At 62.8% G+C, this 23,468-nt stretch carries 24 protein-coding genes; 15 read left to right on the top strand and 9 right to left on the bottom strand.

What is annotated here, in order from left to right; translation table 11 throughout:
* Positions 1 to 6: 6 nt before the first annotated feature.
* Together NO877_RS11065 and NO877_RS11070 are read left to right on the top strand one after the other, a co-directional pair.
* A complete protein-coding gene (locus tag NO877_RS11065; RefSeq protein WP_256396398.1) occupies positions 7 to 165 on the top strand; it encodes a DUF7559 family protein in 159 nt (52 codons plus the stop codon).
* Positions 162 to 698: an Hsp20/alpha crystallin family protein gene (locus NO877_RS11070; protein WP_256396399.1), complete on the top strand. Its 537-nt coding sequence runs from the start codon at positions 162 to 164 to the stop codon at positions 696 to 698. The genes NO877_RS11065 and NO877_RS11070 overlap by 4 nt, the downstream gene beginning before the upstream one ends.
* A gap of 4 nt (positions 699 to 702) precedes the next feature.
* Here NO877_RS11070 and NO877_RS11075 read toward each other — a convergent pair whose 3' ends face one another.
* From NO877_RS11075 to NO877_RS11085, 3 genes are read right to left on the bottom strand one after another with little or no spacing between them, the layout of a single operon-like run.
* The gene (locus NO877_RS11075) at positions 703 to 1,302 is read right to left on the bottom strand and encodes an NUDIX hydrolase (protein ID WP_256396400.1); all 600 of its coding nucleotides are present in this window, start codon (positions 1,300 to 1,302) and stop codon (positions 703 to 705) included.
* A gap of 24 nt (positions 1,303 to 1,326) precedes the next feature.
* Positions 1,327 to 1,815: a DUF7109 family protein gene (locus NO877_RS11080; RefSeq protein ID WP_256396401.1), complete on the bottom strand. Its 489-nt coding sequence runs from the start codon at positions 1,813 to 1,815 to the stop codon at positions 1,327 to 1,329.
* 40 nt (positions 1,816 to 1,855) lie between these two features.
* The gene (locus NO877_RS11085) at positions 1,856 to 3,013 is read right to left on the bottom strand and encodes a glycosyltransferase family protein (RefSeq protein WP_256396402.1); all 1,158 of its coding nucleotides are present in this window, start codon (positions 3,011 to 3,013) and stop codon (positions 1,856 to 1,858) included.
* A gap of 161 nt (positions 3,014 to 3,174) precedes the next feature.
* Between NO877_RS11085 and NO877_RS11090 the strand changes: the two genes are divergently transcribed.
* Positions 3,175 to 3,345 (top strand): HVO_0758 family zinc finger protein, encoded by a 171-nt coding sequence (locus tag NO877_RS11090; protein WP_256396403.1) that lies wholly within the window; start codon positions 3,175 to 3,177, stop codon positions 3,343 to 3,345.
* A 23-nt stretch (positions 3,346 to 3,368) separates the two neighbouring features.
* On the opposite strand, the gene NO877_RS11095 is transcribed toward NO877_RS11090, so the two are convergent.
* Positions 3,369 to 5,294 (bottom strand): beta-CASP ribonuclease aCPSF1, encoded by a 1,926-nt coding sequence (locus NO877_RS11095; RefSeq protein ID WP_256396404.1) that lies wholly within the window; start codon positions 5,292 to 5,294, stop codon positions 3,369 to 3,371.
* 244 nt (positions 5,295 to 5,538) lie between these two features.
* On the opposite strand from NO877_RS11095, the gene NO877_RS11100 reads away from it, so the two are divergent.
* Entirely contained in the window at positions 5,539 to 6,021 is a 483-nt protein-coding gene (locus NO877_RS11100) for a DUF7984 family protein (RefSeq protein ID WP_256396405.1), read from the top strand.
* Between the two features lie 36 nt (positions 6,022 to 6,057).
* Positions 6,058 to 6,561 carry a macro domain-containing protein gene (locus tag NO877_RS11105; protein ID WP_256396406.1) on the top strand — a complete coding sequence of 168 codons (504 nt, stop codon included), beginning with the start codon at positions 6,058 to 6,060 and terminating at the stop codon, positions 6,559 to 6,561.
* Positions 6,562 to 6,642: 81 nt separating this feature from the next.
* Here NO877_RS11105 and NO877_RS11110 read toward each other — a convergent pair whose 3' ends face one another.
* Complete coding sequence (locus NO877_RS11110) at positions 6,643 to 6,837, bottom strand: cold-shock protein (protein ID WP_256396407.1); 195 nt, start codon at positions 6,835 to 6,837, stop codon at positions 6,643 to 6,645.
* 143 nt (positions 6,838 to 6,980) lie between these two features.
* Here NO877_RS11110 and proS point away from each other — a divergent pair, with 143 nt between their 5' ends.
* Both proS and gltB read left to right on the top strand, forming a co-directional pair.
* On the top strand, positions 6,981 to 8,450 hold the full coding sequence (proS, locus tag NO877_RS11115; protein ID WP_256396408.1) for a proline--tRNA ligase: 1,470 nt from the start codon (positions 6,981 to 6,983) through the stop codon (positions 8,448 to 8,450).
* Positions 8,451 to 8,624: 174 nt separating this feature from the next.
* Positions 8,625 to 13,169 carry a glutamate synthase large subunit gene (gene gltB, locus NO877_RS11120; RefSeq protein ID WP_256396409.1) on the top strand — a complete coding sequence of 1,515 codons (4,545 nt, stop codon included), beginning with the start codon at positions 8,625 to 8,627 and terminating at the stop codon, positions 13,167 to 13,169.
* Between the two features lie 177 nt (positions 13,170 to 13,346).
* Here the strand turns inward: gltB and NO877_RS11125 are convergent, their stop codons facing one another.
* Positions 13,347 to 13,760 (bottom strand): GIY-YIG nuclease family protein, encoded by a 414-nt coding sequence (locus tag NO877_RS11125; protein ID WP_256396410.1) that lies wholly within the window; start codon positions 13,758 to 13,760, stop codon positions 13,347 to 13,349.
* Positions 13,760 to 15,058 carry a M48 family metallopeptidase gene (locus tag NO877_RS11130; RefSeq protein ID WP_256396411.1) on the bottom strand — a complete coding sequence of 433 codons (1,299 nt, stop codon included), beginning with the start codon at positions 15,056 to 15,058 and terminating at the stop codon, positions 13,760 to 13,762. The genes NO877_RS11125 and NO877_RS11130 overlap by 1 nt, the downstream gene beginning before the upstream one ends.
* A gap of 172 nt (positions 15,059 to 15,230) precedes the next feature.
* Between NO877_RS11130 and NO877_RS11135 the strand changes: the two genes are divergently transcribed.
* Positions 15,231 to 17,144, top strand: a complete 1,914-nt coding sequence (locus NO877_RS11135) for a hypothetical protein (protein WP_256396412.1) — start codon at positions 15,231 to 15,233, stop codon at positions 17,142 to 17,144.
* A gap of 12 nt (positions 17,145 to 17,156) precedes the next feature.
* Here the strand turns inward: NO877_RS11135 and NO877_RS11140 are convergent, their stop codons facing one another.
* Positions 17,157 to 17,849 (bottom strand): HD domain-containing protein, encoded by a 693-nt coding sequence (locus tag NO877_RS11140; protein WP_256396413.1) that lies wholly within the window; start codon positions 17,847 to 17,849, stop codon positions 17,157 to 17,159.
* Positions 17,850 to 18,070: 221 nt separating this feature from the next.
* Here NO877_RS11140 and NO877_RS11145 point away from each other — a divergent pair, with 221 nt between their 5' ends.
* From NO877_RS11145 to NO877_RS11160, 4 genes are all read left to right on the top strand, one after another.
* The gene (locus tag NO877_RS11145; protein ID WP_256396414.1) at positions 18,071 to 18,523 is read left to right on the top strand and encodes a FlaD/FlaE family flagellar protein; all 453 of its coding nucleotides are present in this window, start codon (positions 18,071 to 18,073) and stop codon (positions 18,521 to 18,523) included.
* Positions 18,524 to 18,539: 16 nt separating this feature from the next.
* Positions 18,540 to 19,610 (top strand): actin-like salactin, encoded by a 1,071-nt coding sequence (locus tag NO877_RS11150; RefSeq protein WP_256396415.1) that lies wholly within the window; start codon positions 18,540 to 18,542, stop codon positions 19,608 to 19,610.
* A gap of 127 nt (positions 19,611 to 19,737) precedes the next feature.
* Complete coding sequence (locus NO877_RS11155) at positions 19,738 to 20,397, top strand: alpha/beta hydrolase (RefSeq protein ID WP_256396416.1); 660 nt, start codon at positions 19,738 to 19,740, stop codon at positions 20,395 to 20,397.
* Positions 20,398 to 20,458: 61 nt separating this feature from the next.
* On the top strand, positions 20,459 to 20,698 hold the full coding sequence (locus tag NO877_RS11160; protein ID WP_256396417.1) for a hypothetical protein: 240 nt from the start codon (positions 20,459 to 20,461) through the stop codon (positions 20,696 to 20,698).
* A gap of 182 nt (positions 20,699 to 20,880) precedes the next feature.
* Here the strand turns inward: NO877_RS11160 and NO877_RS11165 are convergent, their stop codons facing one another.
* A complete protein-coding gene (locus NO877_RS11165; protein WP_256396627.1) occupies positions 20,881 to 21,888 on the bottom strand; it encodes a sodium:calcium antiporter in 1,008 nt (335 codons plus the stop codon).
* 130 nt (positions 21,889 to 22,018) lie between these two features.
* On the opposite strand from NO877_RS11165, the gene NO877_RS11170 reads away from it, so the two are divergent.
* From NO877_RS11170 to NO877_RS11180, 3 genes are read left to right on the top strand one after another with little or no spacing between them, the layout of a single operon-like run.
* Positions 22,019 to 22,393 carry a YlbF/YmcA family competence regulator gene (locus tag NO877_RS11170; RefSeq protein WP_256396418.1) on the top strand — a complete coding sequence of 125 codons (375 nt, stop codon included), beginning with the start codon at positions 22,019 to 22,021 and terminating at the stop codon, positions 22,391 to 22,393.
* A 37-nt stretch (positions 22,394 to 22,430) separates the two neighbouring features.
* The gene (locus NO877_RS11175) at positions 22,431 to 22,787 is read left to right on the top strand and encodes a hypothetical protein (protein ID WP_256396419.1); all 357 of its coding nucleotides are present in this window, start codon (positions 22,431 to 22,433) and stop codon (positions 22,785 to 22,787) included.
* 43 nt (positions 22,788 to 22,830) lie between these two features.
* On the top strand, positions 22,831 to 23,463 hold the full coding sequence (locus tag NO877_RS11180; protein ID WP_256396420.1) for an RAD55 family ATPase: 633 nt from the start codon (positions 22,831 to 22,833) through the stop codon (positions 23,461 to 23,463).
* The last annotated feature ends 5 nt before the right edge of the window (positions 23,464 to 23,468 follow it).

Here is a 23,468-nt window from a genome sequence, read left to right on the forward strand (position 1 = left end):
TCAAGCATGCCAGCCACCGTCGAAGTCATCTGTGACAACACGGACTGCGAACTCGATATGTTCGAAGTCCACTATACGTACGACGTGCCGGAGAACCACGAGGTCGACGATCTGGTCTGTCCCTACTGTACCGAGGCCTCGGCCCTCGAGGAGATCGAGCTATGACGCGGCTCAAAACCTACGGTCGGGAGGCGATCAACACGGTGCTCGAACGCGTCGGCCGCGGGATCGGACAGGTCCAGGAGCGCAAGCCACTGGCCTACGATCTCTTGGAGACCGACGAGGAGTATCTCGTCGTCTTCGACGCGCCGGGGGCGACTAAGGAGGACGTCCAAGTCCGGTTTATGGACAACGAACTCGAAGTCCGGATCGACCGCTTCCGGGAGTTCTACGAAGGCTTCGGGATGCGGTTCCCTGGTCGCGGCCTGACGCTGTCGGGGACTGCTCGGTTCCCCGACGACGCCAGCGTCACCGCGGCGAACGCCGATCCGACCGCAACGCTCACCCGGTCGGGAACGCTACAGGTGCGGGTGCCGAAATCGGAGTCGGCGAAAACGGTCACTGTGACCGACGAAGAAGCCGATGTCGACACGCCAGACGAAACGGCGGCGTCCGGCAACGCCGCGGACTCCGAGCAGTCCGACGACTCGACGGAGATCGACATCGAAGACGGTAGCGACGAGCCGGACAACGCGTAAGTTTTTAAATCGGGAGTTCGGCGTCCGGCTCGGCGACCCGGTCGACCTCCGGCGGGATCTCCCAGTCGGTCGCCAGTTCGAGGAGTTGTGCCAACATTCGGCCGGTCGCCCCCCAGACGGTGTAGCCGTCGACGTGGAAGAAGTGGATGCGGATCGGGCCGTACTCGGGGTGGTCGCGGTGTTCGGACTCGTAGTTATTCAAGTCCGTGAGATCCTCGACGCCCAGCCGGACGATTTCGGCGACCTCGTACTCGTCGGGCGTGTACGGTTGGTCGGGGATGATCCCGACGAAGGGGCGAACGATGTACCGGGTGACGGTTTCGATGTCGTCGATGGCACCGACGATTTCGGCCGCCGAGGGGTCGAGATCGATCTCCTCGTGGGCTTCGCGACGGGCAGTCGCCTCCAGGTCGGCGTCCTCCGGCTCGCGGCCGCCGCCCGGGAAACTCATCTGACCGGGGTGGTTGCCGAGCTGTTCGGAGCGTTTGGTAAAGAGGATCTCGCAGCGTCCGCCCTCCTGGATGATGGGGGCAAGCACCGCCGCCTCCCGGTCCGGATCGGCCAGCTCCGATGGCGTATACCGGCGGATGCCCGTCAGGTCCATATCTCACCCTTGGGCGGTGTCCTCTTAATCTTGCGGGAGCACCGGCTCCAGCCGCGACCGAACCCCGCTGGCGTCGACGGTCGCCCACGCCTCCAGATCGTAGCTCACGTCGAGCAGTTCGGCCGCTCGCTCGGTATCGCCGGCCTCGACCGCGGCCTCGGCTTCGCTCGTTAGGCGCTGGCTAACCTGGGCTGCGAGCCGCTCGCGGTCGATCGTTCGGCGCTCGAAATCCAGAATATGCGGCAGATCCTCGGCGTTCGGCGGCAGGGTAGCAAACGCGGTCGGGCCGACGACGATGAGCGGCTCGACGCTGTCGTCGCCACCCTCGTTGGTCTCGTACTCGACCAGCGCGTAGGTCCCAACGGCGGCTTCGATCGCCGACCGCAGGGCCGACTCGTCGACGTCTTGACCCTGTTTAAAAGCGAGTTCGCCGAGCGCGGCGGTCAGTTCCGACCGCGTCAGCGCGCCGAAGAGGTCGACGACGCCCGCAAGTTCGTCGTGAGTGGTCGTCATACAGCACACTCTGGACGGTGAGAACGTATCGGTCTGTCGGCTACTCTTGGGTGGTTCTGTTGGCCGGTTCGTCGGTGGGCTCGGATTCCGACTGCGACACCGAATCGGCGGTTGCGGCCGCTAAATCGGCGGCTGCGGCCGCGGCAACCGCGTCGGGGGCGATCGGTGCCTCGCGCCACGCCGGGAGTCGCGTGTCCTCGCCCGGCTCGCCGACGGTCTCGCTGTAGGCGGCGACCTGATCGAGCTCGTCGCTCCGGTCGTAGTCGAGGCCGTTGTAGGCCGCATCGACCGCATACTGGTCGACGAGCCCTGCGGCGACCGATCGGTAGCGGTCGGCTACCGTGGCATAGTCGGGGTCGACGCCGTGCTCGCTCACGACGCGAAACAGGGCCTCACCGACGGCGTTGCTCATCTCTGAAAGCCCCGTCGGGCCGCTTACCGCCCGGTGGTCGTGTTCGTAGGCCCCGAGGTCGACCTGCGCGCTGCCCGCGAAGCCAGCGTGGGCGTAGGCATCGCCTAACGTGCCGATTTCGAGCCCCCAGGACCGCTGGACGCGGAGCTTCGAGACGAGCTCCCCGGTCGCGGCGAACTCACCCGCCAGCGCATAGCGGAACGCCGAGAGGTAGTCCACCACGGGAGCGTTGGTCTCGGCCGCAAGCGTCCGAATCAGCGGCGCATAGAACAGGCGGAACAGCCGCCCGTAGAGCGCGTTGTTCTCGACGCGGGCGTAGTAGCCCTTGGCAAACTCGTGGCCGTGTTCGAGCGGAAACAGCAGCCGCGGCACGTACGAGCGGTCGTAGGTTTTGGTGTCGGCGTCGTGGCAGACGACGTACTCCGACTCCAGGACCTGTCCGAGCGCGAGCCAGACATCTCGGCCTTTGCCACCCTCCCCGTTGAGTCCGTGATCAGCCAACAGTTCGGTGACGCGAGGACCGCTACACCACAGCACTTCGATCGACAGATCGAAACTGTCGAGCCACTTCCGGAACGGGCCGACCTTCTCTGGCGGGGCTCGAAGCGGGACCACGACTCGGTCGGGGTCGACGGCTGCAAGCTCCGAAAGGACACCCTCGGCGGCCAACCCGCCGTACTCCCGTTCGGTCATCGGCACGACGACCGCCGTTCGGTCGGTCGGAGCCTCCGGCGTCGGCGTTCGAAGCTCGTGGAGTGTCGTAATCCGCTCCTGGACGTACTCCATTCGTTGACTGTTCTTGGTACCCAGCGGACATATGCCCCTCGGTTCGGCCGCTGGCTGGCTCAGGAGGGACTCCCGAACCGTGTGGCTTCCCCTTTCGCCCTGTTTACAAACGGACCACAACAGCCAAGCAGTTTTTACGTTGGCGTTTCTATCGTCTTTCAATGAAGTCGACCCGCAAAGGACTCCGAGATGGCGAACTAGAGAAGGACAACTACGGTCGCGTCGTCTGTACGGCCTGCGGCGAGAGCTTGAAAAAGGAGAACGATCCCGACGAGGTATTTACGGTCCGCACCTGTCCCGAGTGTGGCACCGAGTGGAAGGAACTCCGCTGAGAACCGGATCGCTGCGGCGTCGACTATTTGAAGCGGAACGTTTCGAGGTTCTTCGGCGCGAACGTCCGCATATTGAACTCGTGGTAGAGCGCCGACGATAGGTCCTGGACCGAGCGTTCGTCACCGTGGACACAGAGTACCTTCTCGGGGCGGGGATTCATCGTTTTGACGAAATCCATCAGTCCCTTCCGGTCGGCGTGACCGGAGAAACCGTCGACGGTGGCGACATCCATGTTGAGCGAGAGCGTATTCGAGCGGCCGCCGCCGTAGCTGTCGTTAACCGGGATCTCGTCCCAGCCGTTCTGGATGCGTCGGCCGAGCGTTCCCTGCGCCTGGTAGCCGACGAAGACGAGCCGGGAGTCCGGATCGGTGCCGAGATGCCGGAGCCACGACATGATCGGGCCGCCGGTGACCATCCCGGACGTAGAGAGGATGACACACTGGTCGCCGTCGGCGACCTCCTGGCGTTCGTCCTCGCCCGCGTCGATGTGGTTGAACTGATCGGCGAGGAACGGGTTTTCGTCGTCGTGGAAGATCCGATCCCGGAGGTCGTCACGCAGGTATTCAGGATACGTCGTGTGGATCGCCGTCGCCTCCCAGATCATCCCGTCGAGGTGGATCGGCATCTCCGGGATCTTACCGGTCCGCATCGCCTCTTCGAGGACGAGCATGATCTCCTGAGAGCGGCCGACGGCGAAGGCCGGAATCAGTACCTTGCCCCCCTTGTCATAGGTCTCGTTGATGACCTCGATCAGTTTTTCCTCCGAATCGGCCTGGTCGGTCTGGTAATCGTTGCGACCGCCGTAGGTCGATTCCATGACGAGCGTCTCCACCCGCGGGAAGTCGTTGACCGCTCCGTTGAACAGGCGCGTGTCCTGGTAGTGAATGTCGCCCGAGAAGGCGACGTTGTACATCCCGTCGCCGATGTGGAAGTGGGTGACCGCCGAGCCGAGGATGTGGCCAGCGTTGTGGAAGGTGATCTTCACGTCGGGGGCGATGTCGGTCACGTCGCCGTATTCGAGCGGGATAGTGTGTTTGATCGTTTCTCGAACCTGCTCGGAGTCGTAGGGCGGGGTCCGGCCCTCTTTGGCGGCGACATCGAGGTAGTCGAGCTGTAGCAGACCCATCAGATCCCGGGTCGGCTCCGTACAGTAGATCGGACCATCGTACCCGTATTTGAAGAGCAAGGGAACCAGCGCCGAGTGGTCGAGGTGGGCGTGGGTCAACACCACGGCGTCGATCGAGTTCGCGCCCGAACCGAGTGCTTCCGGCACCTGCAGGTAGGGCACTTCGCCCTCCGCACCGGGTTTGTCGCCGCAGTCGATCAGGATCCGAGTTTCGGCCGTCGACAGGATGAAACTCGCCCGGCCGACCTCGCGGCAGCAGCCGAGCGTCGAAATGCGGACCCATTGATCGCGGCCCATCTCCTCGCGGTGGATCTGTCGACCCACACGTTCGAGGATGTCGCGGCGGTCGTCGCGTTCCTGTTTGAGGAAGTTGCGGACGTTGGAGACCGTCGAGGACTCGATCGGCGGCGTCCGGACGACCTCGGGGGTCCAGCCGACCTGTTTGGTGATATCGCGGAGCGTCGAGCCGTGTCGACCGATCACCATGCCGGGCTTTTCGGCCTCGATGACGACCTCGCCGGTGTCTTGGTGGAAGTCAAGGTCGGTGACGCCCGCCTCCTCGGGGATCACCGAGAGGATCTCGTCTTCGGCGGCCTTCGGGGCCGACAACGCTTCGGGGTCCGGTCGGACAGTGATACGCTTCCGGAGTTTGCTGGCGAGGTTGCGGACCAGATCACCGTTGCGTGCGAACTGCTTGGGATGTGGCGTATAAAGCACCAACTCCGGCCCCTCGTAGGTGACGTCGGAGACGGTGATATCGGCTGGAACCTCGCTGTCTATCTCTGCTTTCAGATCGTCGAGCTGCTTGTCTACTGAACTCATAAGTCGGAGAAATCGGGACTGCGTCTGGAGCGACCTATCGTCGACCAGCCGGTGGCTGTCGCTGTCTGCACGGGTAGCTGTGTAGCCGTCCGGAACTGGGAGTCGGTATGGAACATACTCGAAAGATGCGTCGATAGGTGCGAATGCGGGAACAGACGACGAAAACCCGCTTACTCGGGGTTATACGATCCGTGTTATAAAACCCTTCGCAAACACGTAAGGCAGTTGGCGTCCGAAACGGGGTATGGAGCTCACACCCGACCGGATTGCGGCCGAATACGAGTGGGTCCACACCCGCGCTTCAACTGTCGTCCCAATTATCAACGAGACCCGCAACCGCCTTGGAGTGCTGTTCGAGACCGAGGTCGACGGCGTGAGCGAAGCGGCTTATAAAAACGAGGTCGAGACGGTGTTCGCCGACGGCGAAGTCGCGGTCAACGTCGCGGGCTACGTGGGGCTGCTGCGGGAGTTGGATGTCGAGGACGACTATCCTGGATTCATCGTCGACGAGATGCTGGGCCGCGAACTCGCGGCCACGATCGCGGGCGGCCAGCCCCTGGCGCTGTTGGCGCAGGCGACGTTCCATTTCGCGGATATCCACACCCATGGGGAAGACGGTGAGAAGGCGGGGGTCGACGATCTGGATGCGGCGCTGGCGGCGGGCTTTCAGACCCGGCTGCCCGGCTGGAACTGGCGCGAAGCTGAGAGTCCGTTTTCCGTATCATAGCCAGTGTTTACGGGGAAGTAGCCAGTAACTACCCCCATGGAGTTCACACCGATCCAGGGCGATATCGCCACCCAACAGGCTGACGCATTGGTCAATGCAGCCGGAACGAGCCTTCGGATGGGAAGCGGCGTCGCTGGCGCGCTCCGCCGCGGGGCGGGTGAGGAACTCAACGAGGCCGCGATGGCAAAGGGTCCGGTCGACCTCGGCGAAGTTGCCGTCACCGATGCCTTCGATCTCGATGCCGACTACGTGATCCACGCCGCGGCGATGCCACACTACGGGGACGGGAAAGCCACTGAGGAAAGCATCCAGGAAGCGACCTGGAACAGCCTCGAAACCGCCGACGAGTTGGGGTGTGAATCACTCGTGGTGCCGGTACTCGGGACCGGCGCGGCTGGCTTTCCCTTCGAACGGGCGGCGGATCTCATCTGTTCGGAAATCGCCGATTACAACCCGGAGACGCTGATCGACGTGCGGGTGATCGCCTACGCGGACGACCAGTACGAGCTGCTCCGCAAGGTCGCCGAACGAACCGGCTGACCGCGAGGCCTGCGGCTCTCGGTCGTAGTCTGCGCAAAAATGAAGTGTTGCAGTGTCGCCCGAGGGCGACAGTGTAGTCAGTTAGTTACGAACGACGTTGGTCGCTCGTGGGCCTTTGGGAGACTGCTCGATATCGAAATCGATCTCCTCGCCCTCTGTAAGATCCTCGCCGCCAACGTCTTCCATGTGGAAGAACACGTCGTCGTCAGAATCGTCAGTCGAAATGAAACCGTAGCCGCCCGTGTCGTTGAAGAAGTCAACTTTACCGTGTGCCATTGCAAACAAACGTATGGCCCATCCACGGATAAGACTTCTCCGAGTCGTGGTACCACGGACGCTGTGTTGACGTTCACACACCCACAGCCGGTGTCGACCGCGAACACACCGAGTTTATTTGTCCCGGTTCCGGATTTCTGGTAATGAGTAGCGACAGCGACCAAGACCTCGGAATTACCGAACGCAAGCAGTACAACACTGGCGACTGGTACGCCGAAGTCGTCCAGAAGGCTGGCCTCGCCAACTACGGTCCCGAAGGAATGAGCGGGTTCATCGTCACGCGCCCACGTGGCTACGCGCTGTGGGAATACATCCAGAACGAACTCGACCGCAAATTCAAGTCGACGGGCGTTCAGAACGCCTACTTCCCGATGATGATCCCCGAGAGCTACCTCGAACGGGAGAAGGACATCGTCGAAGGGTTCGATCCCGAGGTGGCGTGGGTCACCCACGGCGGCCACGAGGAACTCGAAGAGCGGCTTGCGGTTCGCCCGACCAGCGAATCGATCATCGCGCCCTACATGGCTCAGTGGGTCCGCAGCCACCGCGATCTCCCCCTCCGCGTGAACCAGTGGTGTTCGGTCGTTCGGTGGGAGGCCACCGAGACGAAACCGTTCTTCCGGACCAAGGAGTTCCTCTGGCAGGAGGGCCACACCGCCCACGAGACCCACGACGAGGCCTGGGACGAAACCATGACCCGCCTCGAACAGTACGCCGACCTCTACGAGGACTTGCTTGCGATTCCCGTGCTGAAGGGTCAGAAGCCCGACCACGACAAGTTCCCCGGCGCGGAGACGACGACGACCGTCGAGGCACTGATGCCCGACGGCAAATCGGTCCAGGCGGGCACCAGCCACCACCTCGGGACCTCCTTCGCTGAGGCGTTCGATATCACCTTCTCCGATGAGGACGAGGAGACCCAGCCCGCCCACACCACCTCCTGGGGACTGTCGTGGCGTGCAATCGGCGCACTAATCATGACTCACTCGGACGACCAGGGGCTCGTACTTCCCCCAACCGTGGCTCCCGAACAGGTCGTTATCGTCCCGATCTGGCAGGAGGAGACCCAGGAGGAAGTCCTGGAGTACGCCGAGTCGGTCCGCGAGGAGCTCGCCGAGGCGGGCATCCGCGTCGAACTCGACGACCGCGACGAGCGGAATCCCGGCTTCAAATTCAACGAGTGGGAGCTCAAAGGCGTCCCCGTACGGCTGGAAATCGGCCCCTACGAGGTCGAGGACGACGAAATCACGGTGGTCCACCGACCTGATGGTGAGGAGACTGTCGAGGACCGCGAGGGAATCAGCGAGACGGTCCAGGACCACTTCGACGAGGTGTATGCCAAACTGTACGCCGCTGCCGAGGAGAACTTAGAGGAGAACGTTCGTGAAGCAGATTCCCGCGAGGAGATCCTCGGCACGCTTGGCCCGAATAATGGGTACGTCAAAGTGCCGTGGTGCGGCGACGAAGACTGCGAGGAGCCGATCAAGGAACCACTGTCGGCCGAAATCGTCATGTGTCCCTTCGACGACGAGGAGGAGATCGACGAAGACGATACCTGTGGGATCTGTGGCGAGCCAGCCACCCAGACGGCCTACTTCGCCAAGAACTACTAGCGAACCGACCCCTCGGTAGACGCCCATGTTCTTTCATGTGGATTTGTCCGGTGATCTCATTATATTTTATGCACTACAATGAGGATCAATTACCTTGTCTGACCTTATATGTGTCAAAGGAACCCTTATTCCTTCCACAGTAGGCATTTATTTCACCCCTTGCTCCGTCTCTGTATGACCAAGCCACACAGTGATACCCATGCGCATGGAGAGGACGCGCATGCGGGGACCGTCGGGCTCGCGGACCCGACTGACGACCGATCGAACTGCGGCGTCGGGGCCGTTGTCGACCTCGACGGCGGTGCCTCGCACAGTGTCGTCGAAGACGGAATCGAACTGCTCTGCAACCTCGAACACCGTGGGACGACGGGCGCGGAGAAAGACACCGGCGACGGTGCCGGAATCACGGTTCAGCGCCCCGACGACTTCTTCGACGATGTTGTCGGTGATCTCCCGGAGACGTATGCCGTCGGCTCGATTTTCATGCCGCAGGACGACGCGCTGCGCGCCGAGATCGCCGACTTCTTCGAGGAGACGGTCGCCGACTACGATCTGGAGGTTTTCGAGTGGCGGGACGTCCCCACCGACAACAGCGAGCTCGGGAAAACCGCCGTCGACTCCGAGCCGAACGTCCAGCAGGCTTTCGTCGCACCGACCGCGGAGATGACCGCCGATGCCTTCGACCGGGCACTCTACCTCTCGCGGAAGGCCGTCGAGGCCGGGATCGACGAGATCGACGACTCCGGGCGCTTCTACGTCTGCTCGCTCGACCGCAAGACGGTCGTTTATAAAGGGCTCCTCAAAGGCGAACAGCTCGCTGGCTACTACGAGGATCTGACCGACGAGCGCGTAAAGAGTACGCTCGTGTTGGTCCACGCCCGGTTTTCGACCAACACCCTCGGCGCGTGGCATCTCGCCCACCCCTACCGCAAGATCATCCACAACGGCGAAATCAACACCATTCGTGGCAACATCAACTGGATGCGTGCTCGCGAGTCCGCCCTCGAAGACGAGAAATTCGGCGAGGAGATCGAGATGCTCAAGCCGATTACCAAGGCCGGACAGTCCGACACCGCAAGCGTCGACAACGCGGTCGAACTCCTGCTGCATTCGGGCCGAGAACTCCCGCACGTCCTCCGAATGTTGATCCCGGAGGCCCACGAGAACGACGACGCGATGGACTCCGACCGCCAGGAGTGGTACGACTACCACGCCAGCCTGATCGAGCCGTGGGACGGCCCTGCGCTCGTCGCCGGCACCGACGGCGAGAAGATCTCGGCGGTCCTGGACCGCAACGGCCTGCGGCCCTGCCGGTACGACATCACCACAGACAACCAACTGATCATGGCCAGCGAGGTCGGCGCGCTCGACACCGACCCCAGCGAGATCACCGAACGCGGCCGACTCCAGCCCGGCGAGATCTTCGTCGCCGACCCCGAGGAGGGTCGGGTCATCCCCGATGCCGAAGTGTTCGATGAGCTGATCGACGACAACTACGGCGAGTGGGTCGACGACCACCAACAGCATCTCGAAGACATCTCGGGCGACAGCCTCGAACCGCAGGGCGATGTCTCGGAGTTGCGAGCCCACCAAGCGGCCTTCGGCTACACCACCGACCAGCTGAACCATCTCCTGGAGCCGATGGCCAACCAGGGCAAAGACCCCGTGGGCTCGATGGGCGACGACACGCCGCTGTCGGTGCTCGGCGAGTTCAACCGGCCGCTGTTCACGTATTTCAAACAGCTCTTTGCGCAGGTCTCGAACCCGCCGATCGACTACATTCGGGAGGAACTCGTCACGAGTCTCCAGTCGCGACTCGGCGAACAGCGGAACCTGATGGACGAGTCACCCGAGCACGCCCATCAGCTCGTGCTTGACTCGCCCGTCCTCAGTGACGAGGAGACGGCCTCGATCAAGGGGCTCGACCGGGACGCGGATGGCTTCGAGTCGACCACTCTCGACATGACCTACGATCCGGAGACGGATCTCGAAACGGCTGTCGAGGAGCTTCGAGATGACGCCCGCGAAGCGATCCACGCGGGCGCGGATATCATCGTGCTCTCGGACCGCGGCGCTGGCGAGGATCGGATTCCGATCCCGAGCCTGCTGGCGACCGGCGGCGTTCACCACGACCTCGTTCGGCACGGTCTGCGAACGGATGTCGGGCTCGTCGTCGAGTCGGGCGACCCACGCGAGGTCCACCACCTCGCCACGCTGGTCGGCTACGGCGCGGGCGCGGTCAACCCGTATCTGGCCTACCAGACGATTTCGGATCTCTGTGCGGGTCCCGACGGCGTCGACGAGGAGGAGGCCATCGACGGCTACATCCACGCCCTCGAACACGGCCTGCTGAAGATCATGGCCAAGATGGGGATTTCGACCGTGGAATCCTATCAGGGGGCCCAGATCTTCGAGGCCGTCGGCCTGAGTTCGGATCTGATCGCCGAATACTTCGAAGGCACCGAAATTCGGACCGAGGGAATCGGCCTCGACGTGATCGAGGACGACGTACGGACTCGCCACGCAGTCGGCTTCGGGAGCGATCCGGAACTGGAGACCCAAGGCGAGTACGAACACCGTTCGTCGGGGATCTACCACCAGTGGAACCCCAAGACAGTCGGCACGCTTCAGCAGGCCGTTCGCTCGGGCGACTACGAGCGGTATCTGGAGTTCGCCGAACTGATCAACGATCAAAACGAGAACCTCCAGACGCTTCGCGGCTTGCTCGAGTTCGATTCGGACCGCGAGTCGGTCCCACTGGAGGAGGTCGAACCGATCCACGAGATCGTCGAGAACTTCTCGACGGCCGCTATGAGTTTGGGAAGCATCTCGCCGGAGTCCCACGAGACCAACTCCATCGCGATGAACCGCCTCGGTGGGAAATCCAATACGGGAGAAGGTGGCGAGCCGCCGGAACGGTTCGGCACCGAAAAGGAGTGTAACGTCAAGCAGGTCGCCTCCGGCCGGTTCGGCGTCACTTCCGAATACCTCACCTCGGCCGACGAGATCCAGATCAAGATGGCCCAGGGTTCGAAACCCGGCGAGGGTGGCCACCTCCCCGGCAAGAAGGTAAACGAGATGATCGCCCACGTCCGGTATGCGACGCCGGGTGTCGGCCTCATCTCGCCGCCGCCGCTCCACGACATCTACTCCATCGAGGACCTCAAGCAGTTGATCCACGACCTGAAAGCCGCCAACCCCGAGGCCGACATCAACGTGAAACTGGTCTCGGAGGCCGGGATCGGCACCATCGCCGCCGGTGTCGCCAAGGCCAACGCCGACGTGGTTCACATCTCCGGGGACTCCGGTGGGACCGGAGCCTCACCCAAAACCTCGATCAAGAACGCCGGCCTCCCGTGGGAGCTTGGGCTCGCCGAGGCCAACCAGATGCTCTGTGGCACCGACCTCCGCGACCGGATCAAGGTCACCGCCGACGGTGGGATGAAGACCGGCCGCGACATCGCTGTCGCCGCGCTGCTCGGCGCCGAGGAGTACGTCTTCGGGACCGCGGCGCTGGTGACCGCGGGCTGTGTGATGGCCCGCCAGTGTCACGCCAACACCTGCCCGGTCGGCGTCGCCACGCAGGACGAGGACCTCCGCGAGCGGTTCCCCGGCCAGCCGGACCACGTCATCAACTACATGACGTTCATGGCCCAGGAGCTCCGCGAGATCATGGCCGACCTCGGTTTCAAATCCTTAGACGAGATGATCGGTCGACCGGAACTCCTGGACCAGCGTGAAACGGACCATCCGAAGGCCAAACACCTCGATCTCTCGACGGTCATCGCCCCGACGGCGGGCGACCAGCGCCGAAAGACCCGCGAGCAGGACCACGAGGTCGATAGCCAACTCGACTGGGAGCTCATCGACGAGGCCGAGCCCGCCCTCGAATCGGGGCGGCGCGTCCAACTCGACCACGAGATATCCAACGTCGACCGCGCGGTCGGCGCGACGCTCTCGAATACGATCTCCTCGCAGTACGGCGGCGAGGGGCTGGCCGACGACACGATCTCGGTCGACTTCGACGGCATCGCGGGCCAGAGCTTCGGGGCGTTCCTCGCATCGGGTGTCACGATGGACCTCACCGGGGCAGCCAACGACTACGTCGGCAAGGGCCTCTCCGGCGGGAAACTGATCGTTCAGACGCCCGAAACGGCAGCCTACGAGGCCGACGAGAACATCCTGATCGGCAACGTCGCGTTGTACGGCGCGACCCAGGGAGAGGCCTACTTCAACGGCGTCGCTGGCGAGCGCTTCGGCGTCCGGAACTCCGGCGTCAAGGCGGTCGTCGAGGGCGTCGGCGACCACGGCTGTGAGTACATGACCGGCGGCGTCGTCGCCGTCCTCGGCGAGACGGGCCGGAACTTCGCCGCGGGGATGTCAGGCGGCGTGGCCTACGTCTACGACGCTGACGGCGAATTCGAGTCCAAACTCAACACAGGGATGGTGACGTTCTCCGAGTCGCTGACCGGGAAGGACGAACGGATGTTGACTCGGATGGTCGAGAACCACGCTGAGTACACCGGCAGCGACCGTGCGGCCGAACTGCTTGAGGAGTGGGGGACCGAGATCGATAACTTCGTTCGGGTCTTCCCCGACGCCTACGCCAACGTGATCGAAAACGAGGGTGCAGACGACGTCCGCGAGGAGCTACCCGAGACCGCCTCGGCGGCTGTCGACGCTCGACTCGACGCCGAAGCAGTGTCGAGCGACGACTGATCGGCGTTCGGCACCGCCTACCGATTGGTAGTTGCCGATTATTTTTACCCGGCAGTTGCGTCGGATCGTGTTTCGTTCGTATTTAAAGCGCGTAGCGATATCGCTGGCCAGCGTCCGAGATGGGATGGCACTGCTGTTTTTTATAAGTAGGATCGTCGCGTATCCGGTAGCCGACGCCTACTCCTGGACTGCGTCGGCCGCGGCGAGCAGCCTCGACCGATCGGTCGGCCCCCACAGATGGCTCGGACAGTCACAGTCGGAGGCTCCGAACGACGCAACGCGATTACAGCCTGCTTCTGCGAGCGCGGTCGCCAGTTCACATTCGAGATCCCGATCGGGAAACGTCTCGACCGTTGCCAGCCGAGTAGCCTCCGCACCGAGCAGGTAGTCGATGTGCCAGTGGCGCACGTCGTGATCGCCAGCAGCGATCCGTCGATGGCGATCGACGCGCGAGAGCCCACCGGGACCGAACGCGCTGCCAGCGTAGGCGTAGTGGCCCGTATCGAACGCGCGCGTGCCGAGCGCGCCGACCTCGATGTCAGTGGCCTGCTCACACTCGATGACCAGCAGGTAGGAGCCAGGGTCGGCCATCAGTCGTTGGCCGGGGTGGCTCCGCCAAGATCGGTCGACTCCTCACTGGCGTCCTCGCGGGCCTCCAGGAGCCGAATCCGCTCGGGGATCGGCGGATGGCTGTAGTGGAACGTCGCATACCACGGATGCGGGAACGGGTTGGCGAGGTTCTCGGTGGCCAACCGGGCCAGCGCATCGATCATCGGCTCGGCTCCCATCACGTCGGCCGCGAAGGCGTCGGCCTCGCGTTCGTGTTTCAGCGAGAGCCGATTGGCCAGCGGCGCGGTGAACTGAAGCACCGGGCCGACGATCAGCGCCGCCAGCAGGAGCCCCGCGTAGGTCGCCGTCTCGGGAATTCCGAACGCGGTATATAAGGGCTCGAAGGCAACGAGCGCGCCGAGGGCGGCGAAGACGACGCCCATGCGGACCGCGCTGCCCGCGAACTGCTTCCAGATGTGGGCCTCCTTCCAGTGGGCGAGTTCGTGGGCCAACACGCCCTGTAGCTCGGGGATCTCCATCGATTCGACCAGCGTGTCGAACAGCACGACCCGTTTGGTGCTCCCGAAGCCGATGAAGTAGGCGTTGAGCTGTGAGGACCGTCGGCTGGCGTCCATCGTGTAGATGTCGCTCGTAGAGAATCCAGCCCGCTCGAAGACGTCCTCGACGGCGTCCCGCAGTTCACCCGATTCTACGGGGTCGAAATCGTTGAACAGCGGTGCGATCACACGCGGATAGAGCACTTGCATCACAAGCGAGAACACGACGAACAGCAGCCACGCGGCGAGCGGCCACAGCGTCGGCAGTGCGCTTATAAAGACGAGCACCGCGCCGCCGAGAACCGCGGTGAAGACGAGCGAGATACCGAGTGTGAGAAGCGTGTCACGGGCGAAGAGCCGTGGGGTCTGTTGGTTGAAGTCAAAGACCTCCTCGATACCGAACGTCGAGACGATGCTGAACGGCAGCGAAAACAACTGTGTGGCCACGACGAGGCCAGCGAAGAAGCCAACCCCCTGCAGCACGGTCGAGAGGCCGGTCGCTGTGAGGAGGCCGACTGCCCACTCAAGGGCTCCAGCGTAGAGGACGACAAGGAGGACCGCAAGGCCGATCCAGGACTGGAGTTCCGAGAAGGCGGTCGTGAGTCGGTGATAGTCATGGAGTTCGTTGTGGTCGTCGATACCCAGCGTGTCGGCAAGCCAAGCGGCGTTCCGGTCGACCAGCCGGTCGGCGTGCTGGACGTTGAGTACCGCCAGCGCGGTGAAAAACGCCTGTGTGCCGACCAACAGGACGACGAACGCGGCGTGGAGTTCGGGATACTGCATTTGAGTACCACGGACGTGATCGGCAGCCTAAACGTTGTCTGACTGGGTATCGACTTCAGGTTCGCTTGCAACACATCAGCACACCATATAGTCGTGATTTAAAGAAATATTTAAAAACCAGAGACATCGGATAACCGGTGTTTTTTATTATTTGACTGGTATCTAGCTGCTAATGGGTAGCACCGACACTCGCGCAGTAACCGTTCAGATCGGTGCTGTACTGCTGCTTGGGATTCTGGTTCTGATGTTAACGACCTACCAGGCAACGATCGTTCCGGATGCTAACAGAGTCACGGAGTTCGAACACAGCCAGAACGTTATCGACGAGATGCAGACGCTCCAGGCGGACTACCACAACACCATCTCGACCGGAGACGATATCGAGTCGACTGTCACATTAGGCACCGACTACCGATCGAGACTGTTTGCGGTCACGCCACCGCCGGTGGCGGGAAGCCTCACCACGACGGCCCCTGACCCGATCGAATCCGATGCGGTCGACATCGAATCGATCTGTGGAGCCGACGGATCGACGAGGGCACTCGAGTACGAGGCTAACTACCGGGAGTACCGGGACCCACCGACGATCACCTACGGGAGTTCAGTCCTGTATCTGGAGTTCGACGAGGAGATACTTGTCCAATCGGAGCAATCGCTCGTCTCGGGCGATCAGCTCTCACTGATGCCGCTGGAAGGGTCGATCGCGAAGCGGGGAACTGGGCGACAATCGGTCCGATTTCGCGCCGGGAAAATAGAGACGGTCGAACGGACAGTCGAAGACGATTTCAATCTCACCGTTCCGACGGGGATTCCGGCCGACCAGTGGGAAACCGACCCGAACCTACTCGCTGACGAACTGGTCTCGGAGGGGGGATCAGTCGAGCGGGTGGTAGAAAACGAGACCGCCAACGGGATCGACATCCAGTTGCAAAGCGGGAGCTATGACATCGACTGCCGCGTCACTGCCGTCGACCAGGAACCCTCGACGGGGCCAGCCGAGGATGGCTCCGGAGACGGTGGGGGCGGCGATAATGAGGACTCGTCGGTCGGACAGGGCGGGGAATCTGATTTCTCGGAGACGAACTCGGAGACCATTTCGTCTCCCGGCGGGCTCTGGACGGGAGTCGCGAATGTCAACTCGACCCTCCTGGACAATCCACGGTTTTCGCCGGTCGACGCCAGAGAAGGCGGGATCGAAAGCGACGGGGGCCATCGCTACTTCAGGCTCGGCCTGAGCATCTCCAATGAATCGACCGAGTACGTCTTTCTCATTGGCGAGGAGCGAGAAGGCATCGAGTATGAACTGGAGCCCAACCAGCGGGACTGGCAAGAACGGGACATCGGACTCTACAAATATACGGAGGGTGAGAACCCCGACGACGTCTTCCGGGACGAGGCGTTGACCGAGGCCGCACTCAACAACTGGCTCGACGGCGGAACCCTCGATCTCCTCAACAGGCTGTCGTACGAGGACCCCGCCGAAGTCGAGGACGACCTCGAAACGGTTCGAGAGTTCCTCGACAGCAGCGAGGCCAGCGAGGTTTATATCACCGACATGCACGGTCGAACCGAGTTGACACTCGACCGACGCGGCAGCGACAACGAGGCGTACTTCCTCTCGGTCGACGATGGCGAGGAAAACACCGAAACCCATGCCGTTCAGCCCGATGGAGGCGAGAGCTACAACGCGCTTCGGTTCGGGCTAATCAACCCGCTGCCCGACGAAGACATCGTAATCGAAACCGTCTCGATGGAGATCACCGACGGCCCCTCCGCAGCACGCGTCGAAAACGATGAGGACACATCAGGCGAATATAATGATGTCGTCTACTTCGATGGTGATGATCAAGCAGGGGCCATCGAAGACGGCTTTGACACCGGCTCGACGACGACCTTCGACCAGCAGGGCGATATCGGCGGCGATGACGCGGTCGAAGTGTACGTCAACGGGTTCGAAGACGCTGACGGCGATCCCGTCGATCTCGAAGTCGGCGATGAGATCGAAGCCACCGTGGAGTACGAGGTCGACGGCGAGACGTTCCAACAGACTCTGGCCTTCGAGATCGCCGACCGAACCGAGGCGTAACGGACGGGAATCCTATGCGGTATTCGGTCGTTCGGCGTCCATATCGGCAACCTCCTCTTCGAGCCACTCGCGGAACCATTTGACACGTTTGAGCCGCTGGTGGGCGATCGATTCGGCGGTATCGGATTCGAGCCGGTCGACGTGGTCGCGGCCGCGCTGGAAGACGCGGTCGACCATCCGGGCGGCATCCATGTGAGTCCTGGACTCATACCCCATTCGCAGCAGCATGAGGGCGGTACCGTTGGCCCCGATCTTATCGAGGATGTCGGCCTCGATCAGACACTGGGTTTCGAGGGGGAGCTCGGCCAACGACCCCTGGTGGGAGTGGGCCTCGATGGCCGCACAGACCTCGTCGACGAACGATTGGGGGAAGTCAGACCGGCTGGTGAGGTACTCGCGGGCGACGCTTGCGCCTTCCTCGGCGTGGATATCCTGTGGGGCTTCGAGCTTCGAAATGTCGTGGAACAGGGCCGCCACGGTGATAACATCGAGATCCGCACCCTCGTTTTTCCCGATCTTCCGGGCGAGATCGACGACGTTTTTGATGTGGTTGAAGCGGTAGTCGGCGCTGTGCCAGGGGTACCATCGCATTCGGCCGCCGTCGTCTTCGGTCTGGACGCTCGCGGAGAGATAATCATAGACGAACTGCTCCATCTCGGCGAACTCGTGGTCGGTGACTCCCGACTCCTTGATTTCAACACCCATGGGACCACCACCAGAGAGAGCGAACCGGTTGTTTCATTATCCAATAGAACGTCCGTTTCACTCTTAGGCGTTACGACAACGCTACCCAGTTGGGTACAGCTATCCACCGTTCGCGTTTCGCGGTCGGATATCCACCAGAATGCTGATATTCTTCGAAGAATGACTGTCGGGCAGGGCACGACGCGGGCGACCACCCGGCGATAGAGAGGCCCTGACAGACGATGACAGTGAACCCACGGGAGTACGATGCCGACGAACTGCGGGAGCTAGCTGGCGTCGAGCCGGTCGACGAGGGCTCGCAGGCGGCGACACCGGCACGGAAGCCGGAGGAGTCGATCCGTGATGAACAGTTCCGACAGCTGCTGGCGCTCCAGTCGGAACGCCAACAGCTCGACCAGCTCTCACGGCCGTTTCTGACGGCTCTTCCGGAGTCGGATCTCGGCACCGGACTTCGAGACGAGTGGCTGGATTTCCTCGTCCACGTCGGCGGCCAGGACCGGACCGAGAGCGCGCTCCACTACTACCGGCAGCTACGGTGGATTACACCGGCTGTCGAAGCCGAACTGCACACGTCGGTCCACCGGTTCCAGGAGCCAGTCCACGACCGGTCGCTGACCGCGGGTGATCATCGTCTCAGCCTCCTCTATATCGCCACGCTGGCGTCAGTTACGTGACCCACTATCACTAATCATGGCAGACGACACCGAAGACGGCGCGTTCGACGGCTCAAGCGACGCAAGCGAAATAACCCCTGTCGGGGTCAAACTCGGCAGCACACGCACAGTACTCCAATATCCAAAAGACGGCGAGATCGAAACCGTCCGGACACTCACCTGTCTGGCGACCTACGAGGACGCCATCACCGGCGAGGAGAAAGTCCTCTACGGCGAGCAGGCCGCTCAGGAGTTCCCCGATACGGTGGAGTTCATGCTCCGGTCGGGGCTTCCCGAGGACGACGATCGGGCGGAGCTCGCCTCGAAGTTCTTCAATGAGTTGGTCCGCGCACAGGACATTCCCGAAGACAGCGTCGTCGTCTATGCGATCCCGACGATCGACAACGACGAGGGGCTCGAAAACCTCACCGAGGTCATCGAGAACAGCCCGATCGGCCAGAAACTCGTCCGGAGCTTCCCCGAATCGCTCTGTGGGGCGGTCCCGGCGATGGGCGACGGCCTCGAAGCCATCGACGAGGTGTTCGTCGCGATCAACATGGGCTCGACCAACCTCGAAGCCTGCGCCTACCGCCACGCCGAACAGCTCGAACCCTTCTCGACCGGTGCGGTGACCGGCAGCGAGGTCGACCGCCGGATCGCCAATGCGGTCGAAGAAGAAACACAGGGTCGGGTCAACATCGACCTGACGACCGCCCGCGAGTACAAGGAGGAACACGGTGACTTCGTCGACTTCGAACCCTTCACCGACGTGATCCAGCAGCCCGGCGGCGGCTCCCACGAGTTCACCATCGAACGCAGCGTGATGGACGCGCTCAACGAGTACGTCGACGAGGCGGTCGACGAGATCGCCAACAACTTCCTCTCGGAGCTGGCCAACACCCACATGAAACCCTACCAGATCGCCCTCGGCAAGCCGATCGCCCTCACCGGCGGGATGGCCTGTATCCCAGGAATCGAAGACGTCTTCGAGGAGCGACTCTCCGAGGAACTCGACCGCGACATTACGGTCGTCGCAGCCGACCGACCCGATCTCGCTGCGGCCCAAGGAGCCCAGCGGATCGCCGGCAAGCTCGCTGACAACCTCTAAGCTAACGGCTCCATTATCTATTTGAAAGGTAGTCGTCGGCTACTACCCGTTCGATCCGTGTAGTCGGTTGCTACCGGTGACACCGATGTTACTTTTTGTTTAAGAGTGTGGCCGTCCAACAGCCAGTATGTCCGACATTCCACTCGAACACGTCCATATCGACCCCGAGCAGCCAACCGATGGCCCGGCACCGGCGGCCTTCGTCCTGCACGGCCGCGGCGCGAACGAGCAGGATCTCCTCCCGATCGCCAAAGAGCTCCCCGATACGTTCCATATCGTCAGCTTTCGTGCGCCCGACCGGCTCCAGGGTGGTTACACGTGGTACGACCTCGACCTCTCGGCTGGCGGGCTCCACCAGAGCCAGCCCGATGCGGCCGATTTCGACCGGAGCCGGGACCTGATCGCCGAGAGCGTCGACGCTGCCATCGACGCCTACGATCTCGATCCCGACCGGCTGGGACTCCTCGGCTTCAGCCAGGGGGCAATCACCAGCCTCTCGCTGCTGCTCGATTCGCCAGCGGACTACCAGTGGGTCGTCGCCCTCCACGGCTATCTTCCCGACTCCCACCGCGATCTCGAACCCGAGGGGATCGGCGACAAACCCGTCTTCGTCGCCGCCGGGAGTGCCGACGAGATCATCCCCGCGGCGCGCTCGGAGGCCGCCGCCGAACGCTTCGCGGAACTCGGTGCGGCGGTCACTTACAACGTCTATGATGCTCCCCACGGTGTGAGTCCCGAGGAGCTCGACGATCTGGTTGCGTTCGTCGAGGGCGTCTCCTCCGAATAGTGGCTGTCTAACTGACAATAGCTGGCGTATACTTATCAGTATCCGGTTCAAAGGCGGCGGTATGTCGACACAAAAACTGGGAGCCTCCGGCTCGGCCGACGGTGGGAGTTGGTGGCTACGGCGACCGGAAACAGTGGAGGAGTGGCTCGCCGCGACGGTCGCCGTGGTCGTCACCAGTCTGTTGGTCGGCGTCGCTCTCGGCTGGCCCAGGGGTGGCGTCTCCGCCGGGATCTTGTTCGGTGGAATCGGGCTTGTCATCACGGTCGACCGGCTGTGGCGACGCCTCGACCACCCCACCTAGCCTGCCTCGACCCGTTGGCCGCACTGTTCGATCAACTGTCTATCGGGTCGACGGCCGACCCCGAGGTAGTATCCGATGCGGCCAACAGATCCGACCTGTCGCTGATCGATACCAAACGACAGGTCGTCGCGGGTCGATATCGGACAACTGGTCGTGGGTCGACTGCTCAAACGACTGCAGGACTAAACACCCGGCAGCGTGTCGATATAGCCGAACGTTTCGACGGCGACCCACGCGACGAACAGTCCGTAACAGCCCAACAGGAACTGGGCCTCGCGGCGTGTGATCTGGAGCTTGATTCGCATGATCGCAAACAGGATGATCGTTGCCAGCGTCAGCACGCCCATCATAGGCACCGCGAGATCGTAGTTGACTGTGGTCGAGCCGACCAACAGCACGCCGACCGGCAGCGCGACCAGCAGGTCGAAGGTGTTGCTCCCAAGGACGTTCGAGAGGCTGACCTCGCCTGCCCCCCGGGCGGCCGCCCGGACACTCATGATCGCATCCGGGAGGCTCGTCCCGGCGGCGACGATGATCAGCCCCCAGATGAACTCCGGCGAGTCCAACAGCTCGCCGAAGCCAAGGGCCGCCCGGATCAGTCCCTCGACTGCAACCACGATCAACACGAGGCCGACCGCCAAGCGGAGCCACTCGCGGCGGATCTCGATCGACTCCTCGCTGACCGGCGGCTCGTAGTCCGAGATATCCTGGTACTGAATGAAGAGATACAGCCCGTAGACGGCCAGCGGGATCAACGCCAGCGGTCGGCCGATCACCGAGGTGCCGACCGAGCCGTTGGTGTTGTAGATCACGCCGAAGGAAAACGTGAGCAACAGGACGGCGATCGAGAGCATATAGAACTGCGCCTCCTTATAAACGACCGCGCGGTTGACCCCCAGGGGACTCCGGCCGATCGCGCTGACCGCCGGAATCACGAGGATGTTGAAGATCGCCGAGCCGACGATGGTGCCGACGCCGAGATCGAAGGTGTCGTGGAGCAGCACCCCGAGGACCACGCTGGCGAGTTCGGGGAAACTCGATCCGATGGCGACGATCACTGCGCCCTGGACGACCGCGGGCAGCCCGTAATACAGGGCGAGCTTCTGGCTGGATTCGTCCAACAGCTCGCTTCCCTTCCAGACGACCGCCGTCGAGACGACCGTCAAGCCGAGCAACGTAACGACTGACACGACCGTGAGTGGTCGACGGGCCGTAGTAAGCCCCTCGGTTCCGTGGCTCTTTGGGGGCGTGGGGTGGCCAGTGGCGGTCGAGAGGGCCGTATCCGGCAGGTTCAAACAGGTCGATCTCCAATGGGAAGTCATGAGCGTCGAAACCGCAACACTCGAAGGTCTGGGTCGTGAACTGGGCAAGAAGATCGCCGACAGTCCCGAACACGAGGCGTTCGTCGAGGCCAACGAGGCCGTCGAAAACGATGCCGAAGCCCAGGAGATGATCCGCGAGTTCGAGGAGCTCCGCCACGAGTTCATGGTCGACCGCGAGGCTGGCCGTGCCGACCGCGAGTCGATGCGCGAGGTCCAGGAGGCCCAGCGAAAGCTCCACAACCTGCCGGTGATGGAAGAGTACCTCGACGCTCAGGAGGCGCTCCAGGAGCGGCTCGAAGCGGTCAACATGGCCATCTCCGAGGAACTGGCCGTCGACTTCGGCGGCGAGGCTGGCGGCTGCTGTCAGGACTAGGCCCTAGTTTTAGATACGAGACCGCAGCACAGGCGGTATGGATCTCGTCGTGACGACGCCCGGCGTGTCGACGCCCGCGCTTCGCCCGGCCCTCGAATCGGAGCCACGCGAGGGGCTCTTGGTGATCGACCGGGCGACACGCTGTGGCACAACGGCCGTCGATCCGACGACTGCGAGCCGACTGCGGCTGGCGGTCGCGCCCTGTGCGGTCTCACTGCACGCCGCCGACCGGATCCAGCGGCGCATGGACCAGTCGGTCGACGGCGTGATCGTCTGCCAGAGTCGGTCGGACTCGCCGTCCGATGACCGACTTGAGACGAGATTCGACTGTCCCGTCTCGGTCCACACGCCGACCGGCGAGCACAGTCGAGCCCCACGTTATTCGAAGCGATAATTCGGGAGGTACTCTTAAGCCCACCCGGACGAACCGCTCGGTGATGAGCAGACGCCTCTCGACGGGGATCGACGTGCTCGATCGGCAGCTCGACGGGGGGATACCAACCGGCAGTATCGTGCTGTTTTCGGCCGATCCGGCCAGCCAGTCGGAGCTGCTGCTGTACGAGGTGACAGCGGTGCGGATGGCGCTGTATCTGACGACGATCCGCTCGGATCAGGCGGTCCAGGACGCCCTCGACCGGACCAGCCGGTATACGAACGTCGGCGAGCCGACGATCCGGGATATCGGCGTCGAAGCCCCGCTGGATCAGGGCAACAAGCTCCTGGGAACTCTCCCCACGGAGTCGACGCTGATCGTCGATACCCTCGACCCACTCGAACGCCAGGAGGCCAGCCGCTACCGCTACTTCCTCAACCAACTCCAGACACAGATGCGGAACACCGAAAGCATCGCTATTCTCCACGCGATGGAGGGTCGGTCAGTGCCGGAGCTTCGGGACGTGACCGAGCATATGGCGGACGTCGTATTTAAACTCAACACCGAGGTCCAGGGGACCGAGATCGTCAACCGGCTGTCGGTCCCCAAATTCCGCGGCGGCCGCGCGCTCGACGAGACGATCAAGCTCAAACTCTCGACGGGCGTCTCGATCGATACGAGCCGGGATATCGCCTGAACGGC

Source organism: Halohasta litorea, assembly GCF_024494645.1.
GTDB lineage: Archaea > Halobacteriota > Halobacteria > Halobacteriales > Haloferacaceae > Halohasta > Halohasta litorea.